Source organism: Micromonospora sp. NPDC000663 (genome assembly GCF_042898105.1).
Classification (GTDB): domain Bacteria; phylum Actinomycetota; class Actinomycetes; order Mycobacteriales; family Micromonosporaceae; genus Micromonospora.
Map to the genome: position 1 here is coordinate 1 of NZ_JBIAYR010000007.1, position 15,710 is coordinate 15,710.

The 15,710-nt window shown below is 71.7% G+C and carries 10 protein-coding genes; 3 read left to right on the top strand and 7 right to left on the bottom strand.

From position 1 onward, the window contains the following. Nucleotides 1-224 precede the first annotated feature (224 nt). From treZ to glgX, 3 genes are read right to left on the bottom strand one after another with little or no spacing between them, the layout of a single operon-like run. Nucleotides 225-1,949 carry a malto-oligosyltrehalose trehalohydrolase gene (treZ, locus tag ACFY1S_RS22255; protein WP_387121144.1) on the bottom strand — a complete coding sequence of 575 codons (1,725 nt, stop codon included), beginning with the start codon at nucleotides 1,947-1,949 and terminating at the stop codon, nucleotides 225-227. Then, nucleotides 1,946-4,252, bottom strand: a complete 2,307-nt coding sequence (gene treY, locus ACFY1S_RS22260; protein WP_387121147.1) for a malto-oligosyltrehalose synthase — start codon at nucleotides 4,250-4,252, stop codon at nucleotides 1,946-1,948. The genes treZ and treY overlap by 4 nt, the downstream gene beginning before the upstream one ends. A 1-nt stretch (nucleotide 4,253) precedes the next feature. After that, complete coding sequence (gene glgX / locus ACFY1S_RS22265) at nucleotides 4,254-6,371, bottom strand: glycogen debranching protein GlgX (RefSeq protein ID WP_387121150.1); 2,118 nt, start codon at nucleotides 6,369-6,371, stop codon at nucleotides 4,254-4,256. 291 nt (nucleotides 6,372-6,662) lie between these two features. Here glgX and ACFY1S_RS22270 point away from each other — a divergent pair, with 291 nt between their 5' ends. Beyond that, on the top strand, nucleotides 6,663-8,081 hold the full coding sequence (locus tag ACFY1S_RS22270; RefSeq protein ID WP_387121153.1) for a glycosyltransferase family 4 protein: 1,419 nt from the start codon (nucleotides 6,663-6,665) through the stop codon (nucleotides 8,079-8,081). 147 nt (nucleotides 8,082-8,228) lie between these two features. Continuing rightward, nucleotides 8,229-8,873, top strand: a complete 645-nt coding sequence (locus ACFY1S_RS22275; protein WP_387121156.1) for a maleylpyruvate isomerase N-terminal domain-containing protein — start codon at nucleotides 8,229-8,231, stop codon at nucleotides 8,871-8,873. Between the two features lie 724 nt (nucleotides 8,874-9,597). Here ACFY1S_RS22275 and ACFY1S_RS22280 read toward each other — a convergent pair. From ACFY1S_RS22280 to ACFY1S_RS22295, 4 genes are all read right to left on the bottom strand, one after another. Beyond that, nucleotides 9,598-10,881 (bottom strand): citrate synthase, encoded by a 1,284-nt coding sequence (locus ACFY1S_RS22280; RefSeq protein ID WP_364365785.1) that lies wholly within the window; start codon nucleotides 10,879-10,881, stop codon nucleotides 9,598-9,600. 175 nt (nucleotides 10,882-11,056) lie between these two features. Next, nucleotides 11,057-13,069, bottom strand: coding sequence for a sulfatase-like hydrolase/transferase (locus tag ACFY1S_RS22285; RefSeq protein ID WP_387121159.1), 2,013 nt, complete (start codon nucleotides 13,067-13,069; stop codon nucleotides 11,057-11,059). Further along, complete coding sequence (locus ACFY1S_RS22290) at nucleotides 13,062-14,465, bottom strand: methyltransferase (protein WP_387121700.1); 1,404 nt, start codon at nucleotides 14,463-14,465, stop codon at nucleotides 13,062-13,064. The genes ACFY1S_RS22285 and ACFY1S_RS22290 overlap by 8 nt, the downstream gene beginning before the upstream one ends. 38 nt (nucleotides 14,466-14,503) lie before the next feature. After that, a complete protein-coding gene (locus tag ACFY1S_RS22295) occupies nucleotides 14,504-14,653 on the bottom strand; it encodes a hypothetical protein (RefSeq protein ID WP_167517342.1) in 150 nt (49 codons plus the stop codon). Nucleotides 14,654-14,844: 191 nt separating this feature from the next. Between ACFY1S_RS22295 and ACFY1S_RS22300 the strand changes: the two genes are divergently transcribed. Continuing rightward, nucleotides 14,845-15,702, top strand: a complete 858-nt coding sequence (locus tag ACFY1S_RS22300) for an arginase family protein (RefSeq protein WP_387121163.1) — start codon at nucleotides 14,845-14,847, stop codon at nucleotides 15,700-15,702. Nucleotides 15,703-15,710: the final 8 nt, after the last annotated feature.

Consider the following 15,710-nt stretch of genomic DNA (forward strand, 5'->3'; position numbering starts at 1 on the left):
CCCGCATCCGCAGCGAACGACAACGACGCTGGGGCCAACCCGCCACCCGAGCAGCCTGACCCCAACACCGTCAACGTTCGTGGTCACGGCACTAGTCAGCGCACGGCCCCGTCGTCCACGGACGTCGGAAGACCTCGGTCACCCGCAAATGCGGACGGTCGCTAGTTAAGTAAGTACTCGCGATCCAACAGCCCAGGAAACCTAGCCACCCGTATGCAGACGCCTCACAGCGCCACGATCGCCGCAGTCTCCGCTGGTAACTCGATCCGGTCCCGCATCACCGTGACGCCCTCGCCCGTCGCTAGGAGCACCCGCCGCGCCACCCCAGGCAACGACACCCCCTGCCCCCGCCCAGCCAGGTTCGCGACAACAAGCGTTTCCCCCCGCCGCATCAGCAGGAACTGGTCCCCGTGCTGCACCGAAACCGCATGCAGCCGAGGATCCGACAGGTCAGGCACAGACCGCCGCAGCGCGATCAACCGCTGGTAGAAGGCCAGCATCGACGCATGCTCAGGCTTGTCCAGCTCCGCCCAGTCCAACCGCGACCGTACGAACGTCTGCGGGTCCTGAGGATCAGGCACGTCCCCCTCGGGCCACCCGTGTGAGGCGAACTCCCGCCGCCGCCCGGTCCGCACGGCGGATGCCAGCTCCGGCTCCGGGTGCGACGTGAAGAACTGCCAAGGCGTAGACGCAGCCCACTCCTCCCCCATGAACAGCATCGGAGTGAAGGGCGCGGTCAGCAGCAGCACCGCGCCAACCCGCAGCATGGCAGGTGAGAGAGAGGCCGATATCCGGTCACCGGTAGCCCGGTTCCCGATCTGATCATGGTTCTGCAAATACGCCACGAACCGGTGCCCGGGGGTCCGAGGGTCGACGGGCCGCCCATGGTGCCGGTTCCGGAAACTCGACCAGGTCCCCGCGTGGAAGAACCCGCCCGTCAGCACGTCCGACAGCGTCTCCAGGGAGCCGAAATCCCCGTAGTACCCCTGCCGTTCCCCCGTCAGCAACGTGTGCAGCGCGTGGTGGGCGTCGTCGTTCCACTGGGCGTGCAGCCCGAACCCACCCGCCTCCCGAGGCGTGATGAGCCGCGGGTCGTTCAGGTCAGACTCCGCGATCAGCGACAACGGCCGCCCCAGGTGCGTCGACAGCGACTCGACGGCGACAGCCAGCTCTTCCAAAATCGGCACCGCCCGCGAATCCGGCAGCGCGTGCACGGCGTCCAGGCGTAGCCCGTCGACGTGGTAGTCGCGTAGCCACATGAGCACGCTGTCGATGATGTAGCGGCGTACCTCGTCGGAGTGCGGGCCGTCCAGGTTGATCGAGCGCCCCCAACTGTTGCTCTGCTCGGCGAGGTAGGGGCCGAACCGTGGCGCGTAGGCCCCGGAGGGCCCGAAATGGTTGTAGACGACGTCGAGGATCACCCCCAGACCGCGAGCGTGCGCGGCGTCGACGAACCGCTTCAGGCCGTCCGGGCCGCCGTAGGGCTGGTGCGGGGCGTACCAGCAGACGCCGTCGTACCCCCAGTTGTGTTCGCCGTTGAAGGCATTGACCGGAAGCAGTTCGATCAGGTCGACGCCCAGCGAGACGAGGTGGTCGAGGCGGTCGATTGCCGCGTCGAAGGTGCCCTCGGGGGTGAAGGTGCCGATGTGCAGCTCGTAGAGGATGCTGCCGGGCAGTTGCCGCCCGGTCCACGCGCTGTCGGACCAGTCGAAGGCCGAGTGGTCGTAGAGCCGGCTCGGCCCGTGCACGCCCTCGGGCTGCCACGCCGAACGGGGGTCGGGCAGCGGGGTGTCGTCGTCGTCGAGCAGGAACGCGTAGTCGGGGCCGCCGTTGGGCACCTCGACCCGCCACCAGCCGTCGGCGGCGGCGCGCATCTCGTGGTCGCCGTCGCCGGGCAGGTGCAGGCGCACCCGTTCGGCGTCCGGCGCCCACACGGAGAACTCGGTCATGACGCAGCCTCCACGGAAGCGGTGGAAGGAGCCAGCAGAGCGACGGGATAGGTCGACAGGAGGTCGTCCAGAGGTGTCTCACCGCCACTGTAGACCCGGCCGGTGAACAGGTCCTTCACCTCGTGAACGGGGAGCGACAGAGCTGTGTCACACCAGCCACCGGCACGCGCCAGACCCAGCGGCAGGCGGGTCGCCACGGTGATCGCGCCTCCCCTGTCGAACGCCACCACGTGCCGGCCCACAGGCCCGTGCGCGGCCACCGGCCGGTAGGTGGTGAACAGCTCCGGGTGCGCCCGCCGCAACCGCAGCGTCCGCGACACGACGAGCAGCTTCGCCGCTCCGTCGGTGTCGACCGGGGGACGCCAGCCGCCGTCGAGGCGTGCCAGCATCTCCCGGCGTACGTCGAAGTCGACAGGCCGGCGATTGTCCGGGTCGACGAGGGAGTTGTCCCACAGCTCGGTGCCCTGGTAGGTGTCCGGCACCCCGGGCATGGTCAGCTGCACCAGCTTCTGCCCGAGGGAGTTGCACCACCCGGCGGGGGTGATGGCGGCGGCGAGTTCGGTCAGCTCGTCGTGCAGGCTCGGGTCGTCGTACATCAGGTCGATGACCGCGTGCATGGCCTGCTCGAAGACCGGGTCCGGGTCCGCCCAACTGGTCGAGGCCGCGGCCTCCCGGGCCGCCTTCTCGGCGTACGCGTGCAGCCGCTCCCGCTCGATCGGCCACGCCCCGACGGCGGTCTGCCAGAGCAGGTGGGCGAACGCCGGGTCGGGCAGCGGAGCGTACTCCATCCAGCTCTTGACCTGCTCCGCCCAACGGCCCGGCAGCTCGCTGAGCACGGCGAGTCGGGCGCGGATGTCCTCGCTGCGTTTGGTGTCGTGGGTGGAGAGGGTGGTCATGCTGTTGGGCCAGCGGACCTGCTGCGCGGTGGCGAAGCGGTGGAACTCCGCGGGTGGCACCCCGAAGCGGGTGGGGCTGTCGCCCACCTCGTTGAGCGCCACGAACCGGGTCCACCTGTAGAACGCGGTGTCCTCCACGCCCTTGGCCATCACCGCGCCGGTGAGCTGCGGAAACCGCATACCCAGCTCGTCGTCGGGGTCGCGCAGCCGGCGGGTCACCGCATCCAGGGCGGGGGCCAGGTCGGGGCGGCGTCGACCCGCCTCGGAGCGGGCGGCGGCGAGGTGCCGGGCACCGTGCGGCGGATAGCCCCGGTAGACGTCGAACGCGGCGGCCAGCTCGGCGAGCGCCGCGCGGGCCTGCTCGGTCGGCACCTCGGGGGCGAGGGCTGCCAACCGGGTCAGCTCGGCGGAGAGCAGCCGGGTCGCGGCGGCCAGTTTGGTGGAGTGGGTCAGGTCCTCCCAGGAGGTCTGCCGGCCGTTCAGCTGGGTGTCCAGGACTGTGAAGTCGCCCTCGGCGTCGATGTCGATGAAGAGCCCACCGGCCATCGCCAGGGCGTCGTAGCCGGTGGTGCCGTCCACAGGCCAGTCCGGCAGCTCCTCGCCGTACTCGAGGATCTTCTCCACCACGAGCCAGGCGTCCGGCGCGGCCTCGCGCAGCCGGGCCAGGTAGCCGGCCGGGTCGCGCAGCCCGTCCGGGTGGTCGACGCGGATGCCGTCGACCTCACCGTCCGCCGCCCAGCGCAGGACCAACTCGTGCACTGCCGCGAACACCGCCGGGTCCTCCACCCGCAGGCCCGCCAGGCCCGCGATGGCGAAGAACCGGCGGTACGTCAGCTCGGCGTCCCCGCGCCGCCAGGAGATCAACTCGTAGTGCTGCCTGTCGTGCACCTCCCGGGCGGTGCCGTCGCCGGTGCCGTCGGCGACCGGGAAGCGGTGCTCGTGGTAGCGCAGCTCCCCGTCGACGAGCTTCAGGTCGTCCAGGGCCGATTCGTCGTCGGCGAGCACCGGCAGCAGCAGCCGGCCCCGGTCCCAGTCGATGTCGAACCAGCCCGCGTACGACGAGTCGCGCCCCCGCCGCAGCACGTCCCACCACGCCGGGTTGGCCGGCGGTACGGCGACACCCGCGTGGTTGGGCACGATGTCGACGACCAGGCCCAGGCCCCTGTCGCGCAGCGCCCGCAGCAGCCGCTGCCGGGCCGCCTCACCGCCCAGCTCCGGGTTGACCGCCCGGTGGTCCACCACGTCGTAGCCGTGCTGGGAGCCGGGCGTGGCGGACAGCAGCGGGGCGGTGTAGAGGTGACTGACGCCGAGGTCGTCCAGGTAGTCGACGATCGCGGCGGTGGCGTCCAGGTCGAAGCCGGGGCGGACCTGCACCCGGTAGGTGGCCTTCGGAGGGGTGGCCGGCATGTCAGATCATCCTCTCCAGGACCACGAGCGAACGGTCCGGCACCCGGATGGTGCCGCCCGCGCTGATCACCGTGGCGTCGTCCGGTTCGGGGTCGGCGGTGCTGATCACCCGCTCCCACTTCTGCCCGTACTCGCTGCCCGGCATGGTGAAGTCCAGCGGCGCGTCGTGGGCGTTGAAGCAGAGCAGGAACGACGCGTCGTGGTGCTTCTGGCCGTACTGGCCGCGCTCGCGGATGCCCTCCCCGTTGACGAAGAGCGCCACCGAGCGGCCGAAGTCGTTGCCCCAGTCCTCGCCCGTCATCTCCCGCCCGTCCGGCGTGTGCCAGGCCAGGTCCGGCAGGGGCGCGTCGACGTCCCGTCCACCGACGGGCAGGCCGGTGAAGAACCGGCGGCGGCGGAACACCTGGTGCCGCTTGCGGAACGCGGTGAGCGTGCGGACGAACTCCAGCAGCTGCTCGTCGGCGTTGTCCCAGTCGACCCAGGACAACTCACTGTCCTGGCAGTAGACGTTGTTGTTGCCGCGCTGGGTGCGACCCAACTCGTCGCCGTGGCCGATCATCGGCACACCCTGCGACAGCATGAGGGTGGCCAGGAAGTTACGCCGCTGCTTGGCCCGCAGCGCCAGGACCGCCTCGTCGTCGGTGTCGCCCTCCACGCCGCAGTTCCACGACCGGTTGTGACTCTCGCCGTCCCGGTTGTCCTCGCCGTTGGCCTCGTTGTGCTTGTCGTTGTACGACACCAGGTCGTTGAGGGTGAACCCGTCGTGCACGGTGACGAAGTTGATGCTGTGGAACGGGCGCCGGCCGTCGTCCTGGTAGAGGTCCGCCGAGCCGGAGATGCGGGACGCGAACTCGGCGAGGGTGGCCGGCTCGCCGCGCCAGAAGTCCCGCACCGTGTCGCGGTACTTGCCGTTCCACTCCGTCCACAGCGGCGGGAAGTTGCCCACCTGGTACCCGCCGGGGCCGACGTCCCACGGCTCGGCGATCAGCTTGACCTGGCTGACCACCGGGTCCTGCTGCACCACCTCGAAGAACGTGGACAGCCGGTCCACCTCGTAGAACTCCCGCGCCAGGGTCGCCGCCAGGTCGAACCGGAACCCGTCGACGTGCATCTCGGTCACCCAGTACCGCAACGAATCCATGATCAGTTGCAGGGAGTGCGGGCTGCGCACGTTCAGACTGTTGCCGGTGCCCGTGTAGTCGACGAAGTAGCGGCGGTCCTCCTCGCTGAGCCGGTAGTAGCTCGGGGCGTCCACGCCCTTGAAGCTCAACGTCGGCCCGAGGTGGTTGCCCTCGGCCGTGTGGTTGTAGACCACGTCGAGGATGACCTCGATGCCCGCCGCGTGCAGCGCCTTGACCATGCCCCGGAACTCCTGCACCTGCTGCCCGAGGTGCCCCAACGCCGAGTAGCCGTGGTGCGGGGCGAAGAACCCGATGGTGTTGTAGCCCCAGTAGTTCCGCAGGCCCAGATCGTTCAGCCGGTGGTCGTGCACGAACTGGTGCACGGGCATCAGCTCGATCGCGGTCACCCCGAGCCGGGTCAGATAGTCGATCATCGGCGGGGAGGCGATACCCGCGTACGTGCCGCGCAGCTCCTCCGGGATGTCCGGGTGCCGCATGGTCAACCCGCGTACGTGGGCCTCGTAGATCACCGAGTGGTGGTACGGGGTGCGCGGCGGCTTGTCGTTGCCCCAGTCGAAGTACGGGTTCACCACCACCGACTTGGGCATGAACGGCGCCGAGTCAGTCTCGTTCATCCGCTCGGGCTCGCTCATGTCGTAGTCGTAGACCGCCGGGTCCCATGTCACGTCACCGTCGATGGCCTTCGCGTACGGGTCGAGCAGCAGCTTGTGCGGGTTGCAGCGCAGCCCGTTCGCCGGGTCGTACGGCCCGTACACCCGGTAGCCGTAGCGCTGCCCCGGCTCGATGCCCGGCAGGTACGCGTGCCAGACGTACGCGTCCACCTCCCGCAGCTCGACGCGGCGCTCCGCGCCGGTGTCCCACTCGTCGAAGAGGCACAACTCGATTCGCTCGGCCACCTCGGAGAAGATGGCGAAGTTGGTGCCCATCCCGTCGTACGTGGCGCCCAGGGGATACCGCTCGCCCGGCCAGACCTGCATGTCGCTCCCTTGAAGCACTGTCGTGTGCGCGCCGGGTATTGCCCTGCGCCCCGACGCGCCAATCCATCCTTTCAGTGCGATGGCCGAAATCCACCTGTCTGATGCGCGCTACACCCCTCGGGTGTCTTCCGTCACCATGGCGGCTCTGAAGGTGCGGTATCGCGCTCGATGCCCTTTGCTGGTCGGGGACACGCGCCCGCGCGCGCCCACTCGGCCCTCGGCCACCCCGACACCTCACGCTTCGCCGCCATCGACGCCGGCGCGCACCACCATGCATGGACGGAGATTGATGTGACGACCCTGCGGGTCGGCGAGCAGATCGCTGGCGCCACGGACCGGGCCCACCGGCCCACCCTCACCTCCCGGCCCGCGCAGCCCGGCCCGGCCGTGCCGCCGCAGCCCGGCCCGGGAGTTCCGCCGCAGACCCGTCGCATCCTGATGCTGTCCTGGGAGTACCCGCCGGTGCTCGTCGGCGGTCTCGGCCGCCACGTACACGCCCTCTCCGTCGCGCTCGCCGCCGCCGGCCACGAGGTCACAGTCGTCACCCGCCACAGCGACGGCGCACCCCTGGAGGAGTACGCCGACGGCGTACGCATCCTGCGCGCCCCCGAGGACCCGGTCACCTTCCCCCTGGCCACCAGCTCCCTGCTCGCCTGGACGATGGCCTTCAACCACACCCTCACCCGCACCGCCCTGCGCGCCACCGAAGCCGGCACGTACGACGTCATCCACGCCCACGACTGGCTCGTCGCCCACACCGCGATGACCCTGCGCGACCACCTGGACATCCCGCTCGTCACCACCATCCACGCCACCGAGGCGGGGCGGCACCAGGGCTGGCTGCCCGAGGAGATGAACCGCACCATCCACGGCGTCGAGCAGTGGCTCAGCGGTGAGTCCGGCCGGGTGATCGTCTGCTCCGGGTACATGCGCGACGAGGTCAACGCGCTGTTCGGCGTACCGGCCGGACGGGTCGACGTGGTCGCCAACGGCGTGGAGCCGCACCGCTGGCGGGTGCCGGCGCGCGCCGTGGCCGCCGCCCGCGCCCGGTTCGCCGGCGACGGCAAGCTTGTCACGTTCGCCGGCCGCCTCGTGTACGAGAAGGGCGTGCAGCACCTGATCGCCGCCCTGCCCCGGCTGCGCGAGCGCCACCCCGGCCTGCGTGCCGTGATCGCCGGCGACGGCCCGTACCGCGCCGAACTGGAGGCCGAGGTGCACCGCCGTGGCCTCGGCGGCATGGTCGTCATGCCGGGCTTCCTGGGCGGCACCGACCTGCCGGCGCTGATGGCCGCGTCCGACTGCTTCGCGGTGCCGAGCATCTACGAGCCGTTCGGCATGGTGGCCCTGGAGGGCGCCGCCGCCGGCGCGCCCCTCGCGGTGGCCGCGACAGGCGGCCTCGCGGAGATCATCGAGCCGGGGATGACGGGTACGACCTTCGCGCCGCACGACCCGGACGGGCTGAGCGACGCCGTGGACGCACTGCTGTCCGACCCCGACCACGCCCGCGTCATGGCCCGCCGCGCCCGTCGGATGGTTCACGACCAGTACGGCTGGTCGGCGATCGCCCAGCGCACCGCCGCCAGCTACGCCGCCGCCATCGCCACCGACGCGGCGTGCACCGCCGAGCGGGCCGAGCGGCGCATGTCCCAGGGGCGGGCCCTCCCGGCGCTGCCCGAGGGCAACCTGCTCGCCGCCGCCGGCCTGCGCTGACCCGCTCTTTGCTCGACTCGGTTTCCGTGAAGTCGGGGTGTCCCTGTGCCGGGGACACCCCGACTTCCCGTAGACCGAGTCGATCAAGCCGCGCTGGCCACGCCTCGCTCCTCAGCGCCGGCCGGTCGGGCCTGCCAGAATGTGCGGATGTCTCGTCCCGTTGACGCCCTCGATTCCGCCTTTCCGGTCGCCGCCTCCATCGCACTGGACCTGATCCGGCACCCCGAGGTGTCCGCGCAGTGGTCGAACCCGAGCGCCCTGCCGCACCTGTCCGTCGGTGGCCTGGCGTGCCACCTCGGGCGGCAGGCCGTACGCGCGGCGGAACTGCTGCCGACACCCGCCGACCTGCCCACGCTGGAGTCCGCCGACAACCACTACGAGCGGGCCGCCTGGGTCACCGAGGGCACTCCGGCCGCCGACGCGGTCGCCACGGGCTCGGACGAGGCCGACGCGCTGCGCGGCCCGGCAGACCTGCACGCCCGATCCGGCGAGGCGCTGGCGCAGGTCAGCGGCCTGCTGTCGCGGGGCGGCGCCCTCGACGTCGTGCCGATCCCGTGGCAGGGCTGGTCCCTGCGCCGCGCCGACTTCCTGCTCACGCGCCAACTGGAGATCGTCGTGCACTCGGACGACCTCGCGGTCAGCGTCGGCGTACCCACGCCCGAGTTCCCGGCGGAGGTCTTCGACCCCGTACGCGACCTGCTGGTCCGCCTGGCCGTCCGCCGGCACGGCCAGTCGGCGCTGATCGGGGCGCTCAGCCGCAGCGAGCGAGCCCGGGACATCTCCGCCTTCTGACCCTCGACGTCCGACGCGTCCCACACGCCGCCCCGCCCCGGGACCAGTGTCCCCGGCCCCTCCGGGTCCCTTATTCTCGTCCTGTCGACCTGCCCCAAGAATGGGGCGGCCACCGGAGGTCAGACGCTCGGACGCGTCACCGCAGCGCCGATCAGCGTCACCGATAAGCCCCGCGGGCCGGGACCGCCCCTCGATCGACTCCAGTTCGCCGAAATCGACAGGGACCGACCTTGATCGACTCCAGTTCGCCGAAATCGACAGGGACCGACCTTGATCGACTCCAGTTCGCCGAGATTGTGGTGTCCCGACGCCGTGGATACCGCGATATCGGCGGACTGGAGTCGATCATCGGTGTGGGTCCAGCCCGACCAACCCGCCAAGCCCTCCGTCAACGTGGCAGGCGGAATCGGGCGCTCGAAGCGCCCCGCCCGTCACGCCCCACCCCGCCACGCCTCGCCCCACCACGGAACACCTCGCCCCACCCCACCACGGAACGCCTCGCCCCATATCTGGGGCAGCTCGACAGGAGCCGAACCAGGGACTCGGGGTACCGGCGGGAGGGCCGCGGGCGGCCACGCCGCGAGGCCCGGCGGAAACCCCACGGACCGCCACGCGAGAGGGCGGGCGGGTACGGCGCAGGCCGCCGGCCCGGATCGGGTCGGCGGCCTGCACGCGGTGCGGGCGGTGCGGAAGAGCGGAGGTGCGCGGTGCGGAAGAGCGGAGGTCAGCGCTCGGCGAAGGGGAGGTAGTCCCGCTCGGCGGCGCCGACGTAGACCTGCCGCGGACGGCCGATCTTGGTCTCCGGGTCGCTGATCATCTCGCGCCACTGGGCGATCCAGCCGGGCAGCCGGCCGAGCGCGAACAGCACCGTGAACATCTTCGTGGGGAAGCCCATGGCCTTGTAGATCAGGCCGGTGTAGAAGTCCACGTTCGGGTAGAGCCGACGCGACACGAAGAAGTCGTCGGCGAGGGCGATCTCCTCCAGCTCCATGGCGATGTCCAGCAGCGGGTCCGGCTTGGCCATCCGGCCCAGCACGTCCTGCGCGGCCTTCTTGACGATCGCCGCCCGCGGGTCGTAGTTCTTGTAGACCCGGTGGCCGAAGCCCATCAGCTTGACGCCGTCCTCCTTGTTCTTGACCTTGCGGACAAAGGAGCGGACGTCGCCGTCACCGGCGTGGATCTGCTGGAGCATCTCCAGCACCGCCTGGTTGGCGCCACCGTGCAGCGGCCCGAACAGCGCGTTCACACCGGCGGACACCGAGGCGAACAGGTTGGCGTTGCTGGAACCCACAAGCCGCACGGTCGACGTGGAGCAGTTCTGCTCGTGGTCGGCGTGCAGGACGAACAGCATGTCCAGCACCTTCGACATCACCGGGTCGACCTCGTACGGCTCCGCCGGCACGCCGAAGGTCATCCGCAGCAGGTTGTCCACGTACCCCAGCGAGTTGTCCGGGTAGAGCAGCGGCTGCCCGATGGACTTCTTGTACGCGTACGAGGCGATGGTGGGGACCTTCGCCATCAGCCGGACCGTGGAGATCTCCACGTGCTCGGAGTCGAACGGGTCCAGGCTGTCCTGGTAGAAGGTCGACAGGGCGCTCACCGCCGAGGACAGCACCGCCATCGGGTGGGCGTCCCGGGGGAAGCCGTCGAAGAAGCGGCGCATCTCCTCGTGCAGCAGCGAGTGCCGCCGAATCCACTCGGTGAACTCGGTCAACTGCTGCTCGGTCGGCAACTCACCGTAGATGAGCAGGTACGAGACCTCCAGGAAGGAGGACTTCTCGGCCAGCTGCTCGATCGGGTATCCCCGGTAACGCAGGATCCCCGCGTCGCCGTCGATGTAGGTGATCGCGGATGAGGCAGCCGCGGTGTTGACGAAACCGGGGTCGTACGTCGTCATCCCGGTTTCCTTCAGCAGCTTGCTCACCCCGATACCGGCGGGGCCCTCGACCGCGGGATGTACCGGCATCGACAGCTGCCCACCGGGGTGATCGAGCTTGACTTCCGTCATGTGTTCCTCGCTTCGCCGGCAGATCTACGTTGAATTGCCTTCGCTTCTACCGTAATTGCGGCTCGGGGGACAACGCCCGCCGTGGTTCGGCGGTGAGGCCTGCGTCACCCGATTCCCGGCCGGATGGCCGGGAAACCACCATCCCGGCACGCGGGACCGGGTGCGCGACCCGCGTTCAGGACAGCGCGAGGCGTCGCAGCGTACCGTCCCGGGCGACCTGGTAGACGTCCAGCTGGTTGGTGCCGGCCCGGAACAGCCTGTCGTCGGTGAGCAGCGCGGCGAACCGGCGACCACCGGGGTCGGGCGGCACCACCGGGACGACCGCCCCGATCCTGCCGTTCACCGCCACCGCGAGCATCGTGCCGTCCGGTATCCGGTCGGGCACGTCACCCCAGACGAGCGCCGGCAGGGTGCCGGTGTCCGGGTCCATCGACCGGAACGCGGCCAGGTCGGCGACCCGCGCGTTGCCCTCCGTCGCGCCGGCCCGGACCTCGGTGCCCACCAGGGGGTGCGGGGCCGGCAGCGGCGGCGGGGCGGGCACCCCACCGGGGAAGGTGACAGGCTCACCGGGCCTGTCGTAGAAGTGCTTCGTGCCGTCGGTGCGCGGGGCCTGCCGGGCGGAGCGGCCGTCGACCCGCCAGGGCAGCTGGACGCCTGCCTCGTCGGCGACCGTCGGCAGCAGGTCGACGTGTTCCCAGTTGCGGTCGTCCACCCGGCCGGTCTGCTGCCGGGGCTCCTTGACGAACATCGGCACCCACGCCACCTCGCCCGCCGCCGCCTTGATCGCGTCCATGCCCCGCCCCTGGGCGCCCGGGCGGAAGCTCACCCCGTGGTCGGCTGTCACCACCACGAGAGCCTGGTCGTACAGGCCGCTGGCGCGCAGCGTCCGCAGCGTCTCGCCGATCAGCCGGTCGGTGTAGCCGAGCTGCGCGAGGTGACGTTGCCGGGCCAGGTCGATCCAGCCGGCGCCGTCGTTGGGCAGGTCCTCCGGGGCGTCGTAGCGCGCGCCGGACGGCAGGTACGCCCACGGCGAGTGCGGCATCAGCAGGTGCAGGAAGTGCAGCACGGGCCGGGATTGGGGTTTCAGCCCGGCCAGGAAACTGGTGAAGCGGGCGGGCTGGTTGTCGTCGAGGCTGTCCCAGCGGAACTTCGGGTCGGCCGGCACCGGCTCGGCGGCGTCCAGGCCCGCCTCGGCGCGGGTCCTCTCCCGGTAGGAGTCCTCCGGGTCGACAGCGCTCTCCGACGGCCCGGCGACCTGCCCGAGCAGCTTGCCCGTCTCGCGGACCAGCACGCCGAGGCCCTGCTCCGGCGCGACCGGCTGCTCGCAGCGGCTGGGCGGGCAGAGCCGGGTGATGCTCTCCTCGGCGCGGATGTCGTACAGGCCGCCGAAGGCGGTGAAGATGTTGTCCGGGTACTGCGAGTAGTGCGGGGCGACAGGCCGCGCCGGGTACTTCCCGGTGAGCATCGCCGGCAGCGCGTTGGGCGTCCAGCCGCTGACGCCTGTGGCGTTGCGGTACCAGGTCGAGGCGCCGGCCAGCTCGGCGAAGTTCGGGTAGCGGGCCGCGTCGATACGCCCGTCCGCGCCGAGCAGACTCACCAGCGGCAGCTCGTCGAGGATCAGCATGACCACTGGCGGGTGCACGCCCGTACCCTGCGCGGTGCCGGCCGCGCCGCCGTCGCCGCGCGGCAGCACCACAGCCGAGGCCGGTGAGACGAACAGGAACAGCGCCACGAAGGCCACCGGCCCGACGGCGGCCAGCCGCAGCACCCGGGCGGGCGCCCGCCACCGCCGGTGCGCGAGCGCGCCGGCCGCGCCGGCAAGCACGGCCACCACCAGCAGGGGTACGCCCCGAAGCGGTGTCAGGTGTCGGCCCACCTGTACGGCCAGGGCGGCCAGCAGCAGCCCGACCAGCCCGGTGTGGGTGACGGCGCGGGCGGTGCGGCCGGCGAGTCGACTGAGCGCGCCGAGCAGCGCCACCGGCACGGTGGGCACCACCGCCACCAGGGCGACCAGCAGCAGGATCTGCCCGGTGTCCGCGCGGTGGAACAGGAAGAAGTCGGGGCTGCGGCCCAGCACGTCCAGCAGCGGTTGGGTGACCACCAGCCCGACCAGCGCCACGACCTCCAGCAGGCGGCCCACCTCACCGCGCCAGCCCCGCTCCCACCGCCCGAGCGCCGGTTCAGCCACCCATCACCGCCCGGTAGAGGGTGCGGGTGCCCGAGGGCAGTTCCAGACGCTCGGTGATCCGGCCACGGGCGGCGAGCAGTGCCTCGAACGCGTCCCGCCGGTAGTCGGGGAACAGACCCTCGGGCTTGTTGGCGAGCAGCCGCCGGGCCATCAGGTCCTCGGGGTGGACGAACTCCACCACCACCGCCCCGCCCTGCGCGGTCAGCCCCGCCAGCCAGTCGACGATCTCCGGCAGCGGCACGTTGCGCCCGATCGCCAGGTGGTGCACCACCGCCAGGGCGAGCACCGCGTCGGCGTCGGCCCGTTCGGCGAAGCCGGCCCGCTCAACGCCCCGCCAGCCCCCGCCGGGTGACGGGTCGGCCAGGTCCAGCACCAGGGGCAGGACGCGCTGCTGGCCCTCGGCGCGCAGCGCCCGGTACAGGTCGTCGACGACCGCCGGGTCCTGCTCGACGGCGACCACGTAGTCGGCGTACGCGGCGGCCAGCCGGGAGTACCTGCCGTCGTTGGCACCCAGGTCGAGCACCAGGCGCGGCCTGGTGCCGGCGGTCAGCGCGGCGGTCACGAACTGTTCCTTGGCCGTCCGGTCCTGCGCCGAGTAGCCGCAGGTGCTCTGGTAGTCGGCCCAGTGACTGCCGGTCGGGCGGCGCTCCAGGCGGTGCAGCAGCTTCTCGATGCCGCGCACAGTGGACAGCAGCAGCTCGCGGGAGAAGCCGGCGGCGCGCAGCTGGGCGCGTACGTCGGTGGTGCTGGCGGCGGCGTTGCGGTGCTGCATGGCGCCGTGCAGGTGCAGGTGGGTCAGCACGCCGGGGCGCAGCCGACGGGTCCCGCCGAAGAGCGGGCGGAGCTGCTCGGCCTCGATGCCGTCGACCTGGGCGCGCAGCCACGGTTGGAAGTCCACGCCCAGGTGGGCGGTGAGCATCAGCGGGTAGAGCGCGGTCTGGCAGAACTGCCGGTAGCCGGCCCACGGTTCGCCGTCGCGTACCGGCTCGAACGAGCCGACGTCGATGAAGACCGGCTGCACGCCGTGCCACTGGAGGTTGTAGGCGGAGCCGTCCTTGGTGGTGAAGCCGTCGGCGAGCGCCGCGCCCAGGATCTCGGTGTGCAGCAGCGCGGCGTCACGCAGCATGGCGAAGGACCACTCGTACGGGTGGGAGACGAACGGGATCCGCTCGTGGCGCAGCACCGCCGCCCACGGCAGCCCGGCCGGCACCAGCGCCTGCGGGGCGTCCTCGGTGGCGCAGACCTTGCCCGCGGCGACGAGGGCGGGGAAGAACGCGCTGGCGGTGAGCGCCCGCCAGTGGTCGGCGGCCCGGGTGTCCAGCCCGCGCAGCACGTCGTCGCCGACGTGGAAGACCCGGTTGGCCGGGTCGCGGAAGGAGGCGGGCTCGGCCCGCACCCGGGTGGGTACGGGCGGCGTCGCCGGTACGGAGCGGGTCACCGCTGGTCGGTGGGCTGTCGACGGAACCTGTCGACAAGTCTCCGCCAGTAGAGCTTGGCGGCGACCGCGACGCCGGCGACGCCGCCCACGACCGCCTGCACGATCAGGCTGCCGGACCCCGCGTCCAGGTAGGCCAGATGGATCACCGATCGCTCCTTGTCCTCGCCCCGTGTCGACACCGGCGTCCCGGGCGTACAGCGGTGAGGCTTTTGACCCAGAAAGCCGGACTTCTGCCACCGTACGCCGATCGTCAGCACCGTCGCGGGCACATCGGCGTACTCCCAGCCTCAGCACAGAATGGGGTCGGGACGCCGGTCCGCGCCGGTACGCTGCGGACGTGCGCTGGACGATCGTGGACGCGCCGCTGGACTCCTCGGGCGCAGGGCGCGGCGAGGAGCGGGCCCCTGCGGCACTGCGCGACGCCGGCCTGCTGGACGCCCTCGCCGCCGACGACGGCGGCCGGGTCGACGAGGCGTGGTTGCGCGACCCGGTCCGGGACGCGGCGAGCGGCGTGATCGGCGCGGCCGGCCTGGTCGCCGCAGGCGCGGCCATCACCTCCCGGATCGTGGCGTTGATCGCCGACGGGCGGCGGCCGCTGGTGCTCGGCGGGGACTGCGCCATCCTGCCCGGCATCTGCCGCGCCCTGCCGCCCGCGACCGAGCTGTGGTTCGTCGACGCCCACCCGGACTTCCTCGACGGCGGGACGTCGCCGACCGGCGAGGCCGCCGACATGGACCTGTCGGTCGTCACCGGGCACGGCCCGGCCGCCGCGATCGGGTACGACGGCCCGCTGCTCGATCCCAGGCGGGTCCACCTGCTCGGGCACCGCCCGGCGGACGACGACAGTGGGCGGGTCGAGTCGTCCCGGATCGACCAAGCCATCCACCAGCTGCCCGCCGCCGCACTGCTCGACGAGGGTGCCGCGGCGGTGGGCGCCAGGCTTGCCGACGGCGGGGCCGGGCCGGCCTGGCTGCACCTCGACCTGGACGCGGTGGACCCGCGCGACCTGCCGGCGGTGACCTATCCCGAACCGGACGGGCTGCGCTGGCCTGACCTGATCGCGCTCGTCACTCCCCTGGCCCGCGCCGACCGGCTGCTCGGCATGAGCGTGACCGACCTGAACGTCGACGAGGACCCCGACGGGCGTCACACGCGACGCGTCATCGAGGCCCTCGCCGAGATGCTGGGCGGGTGAGCGGCAGG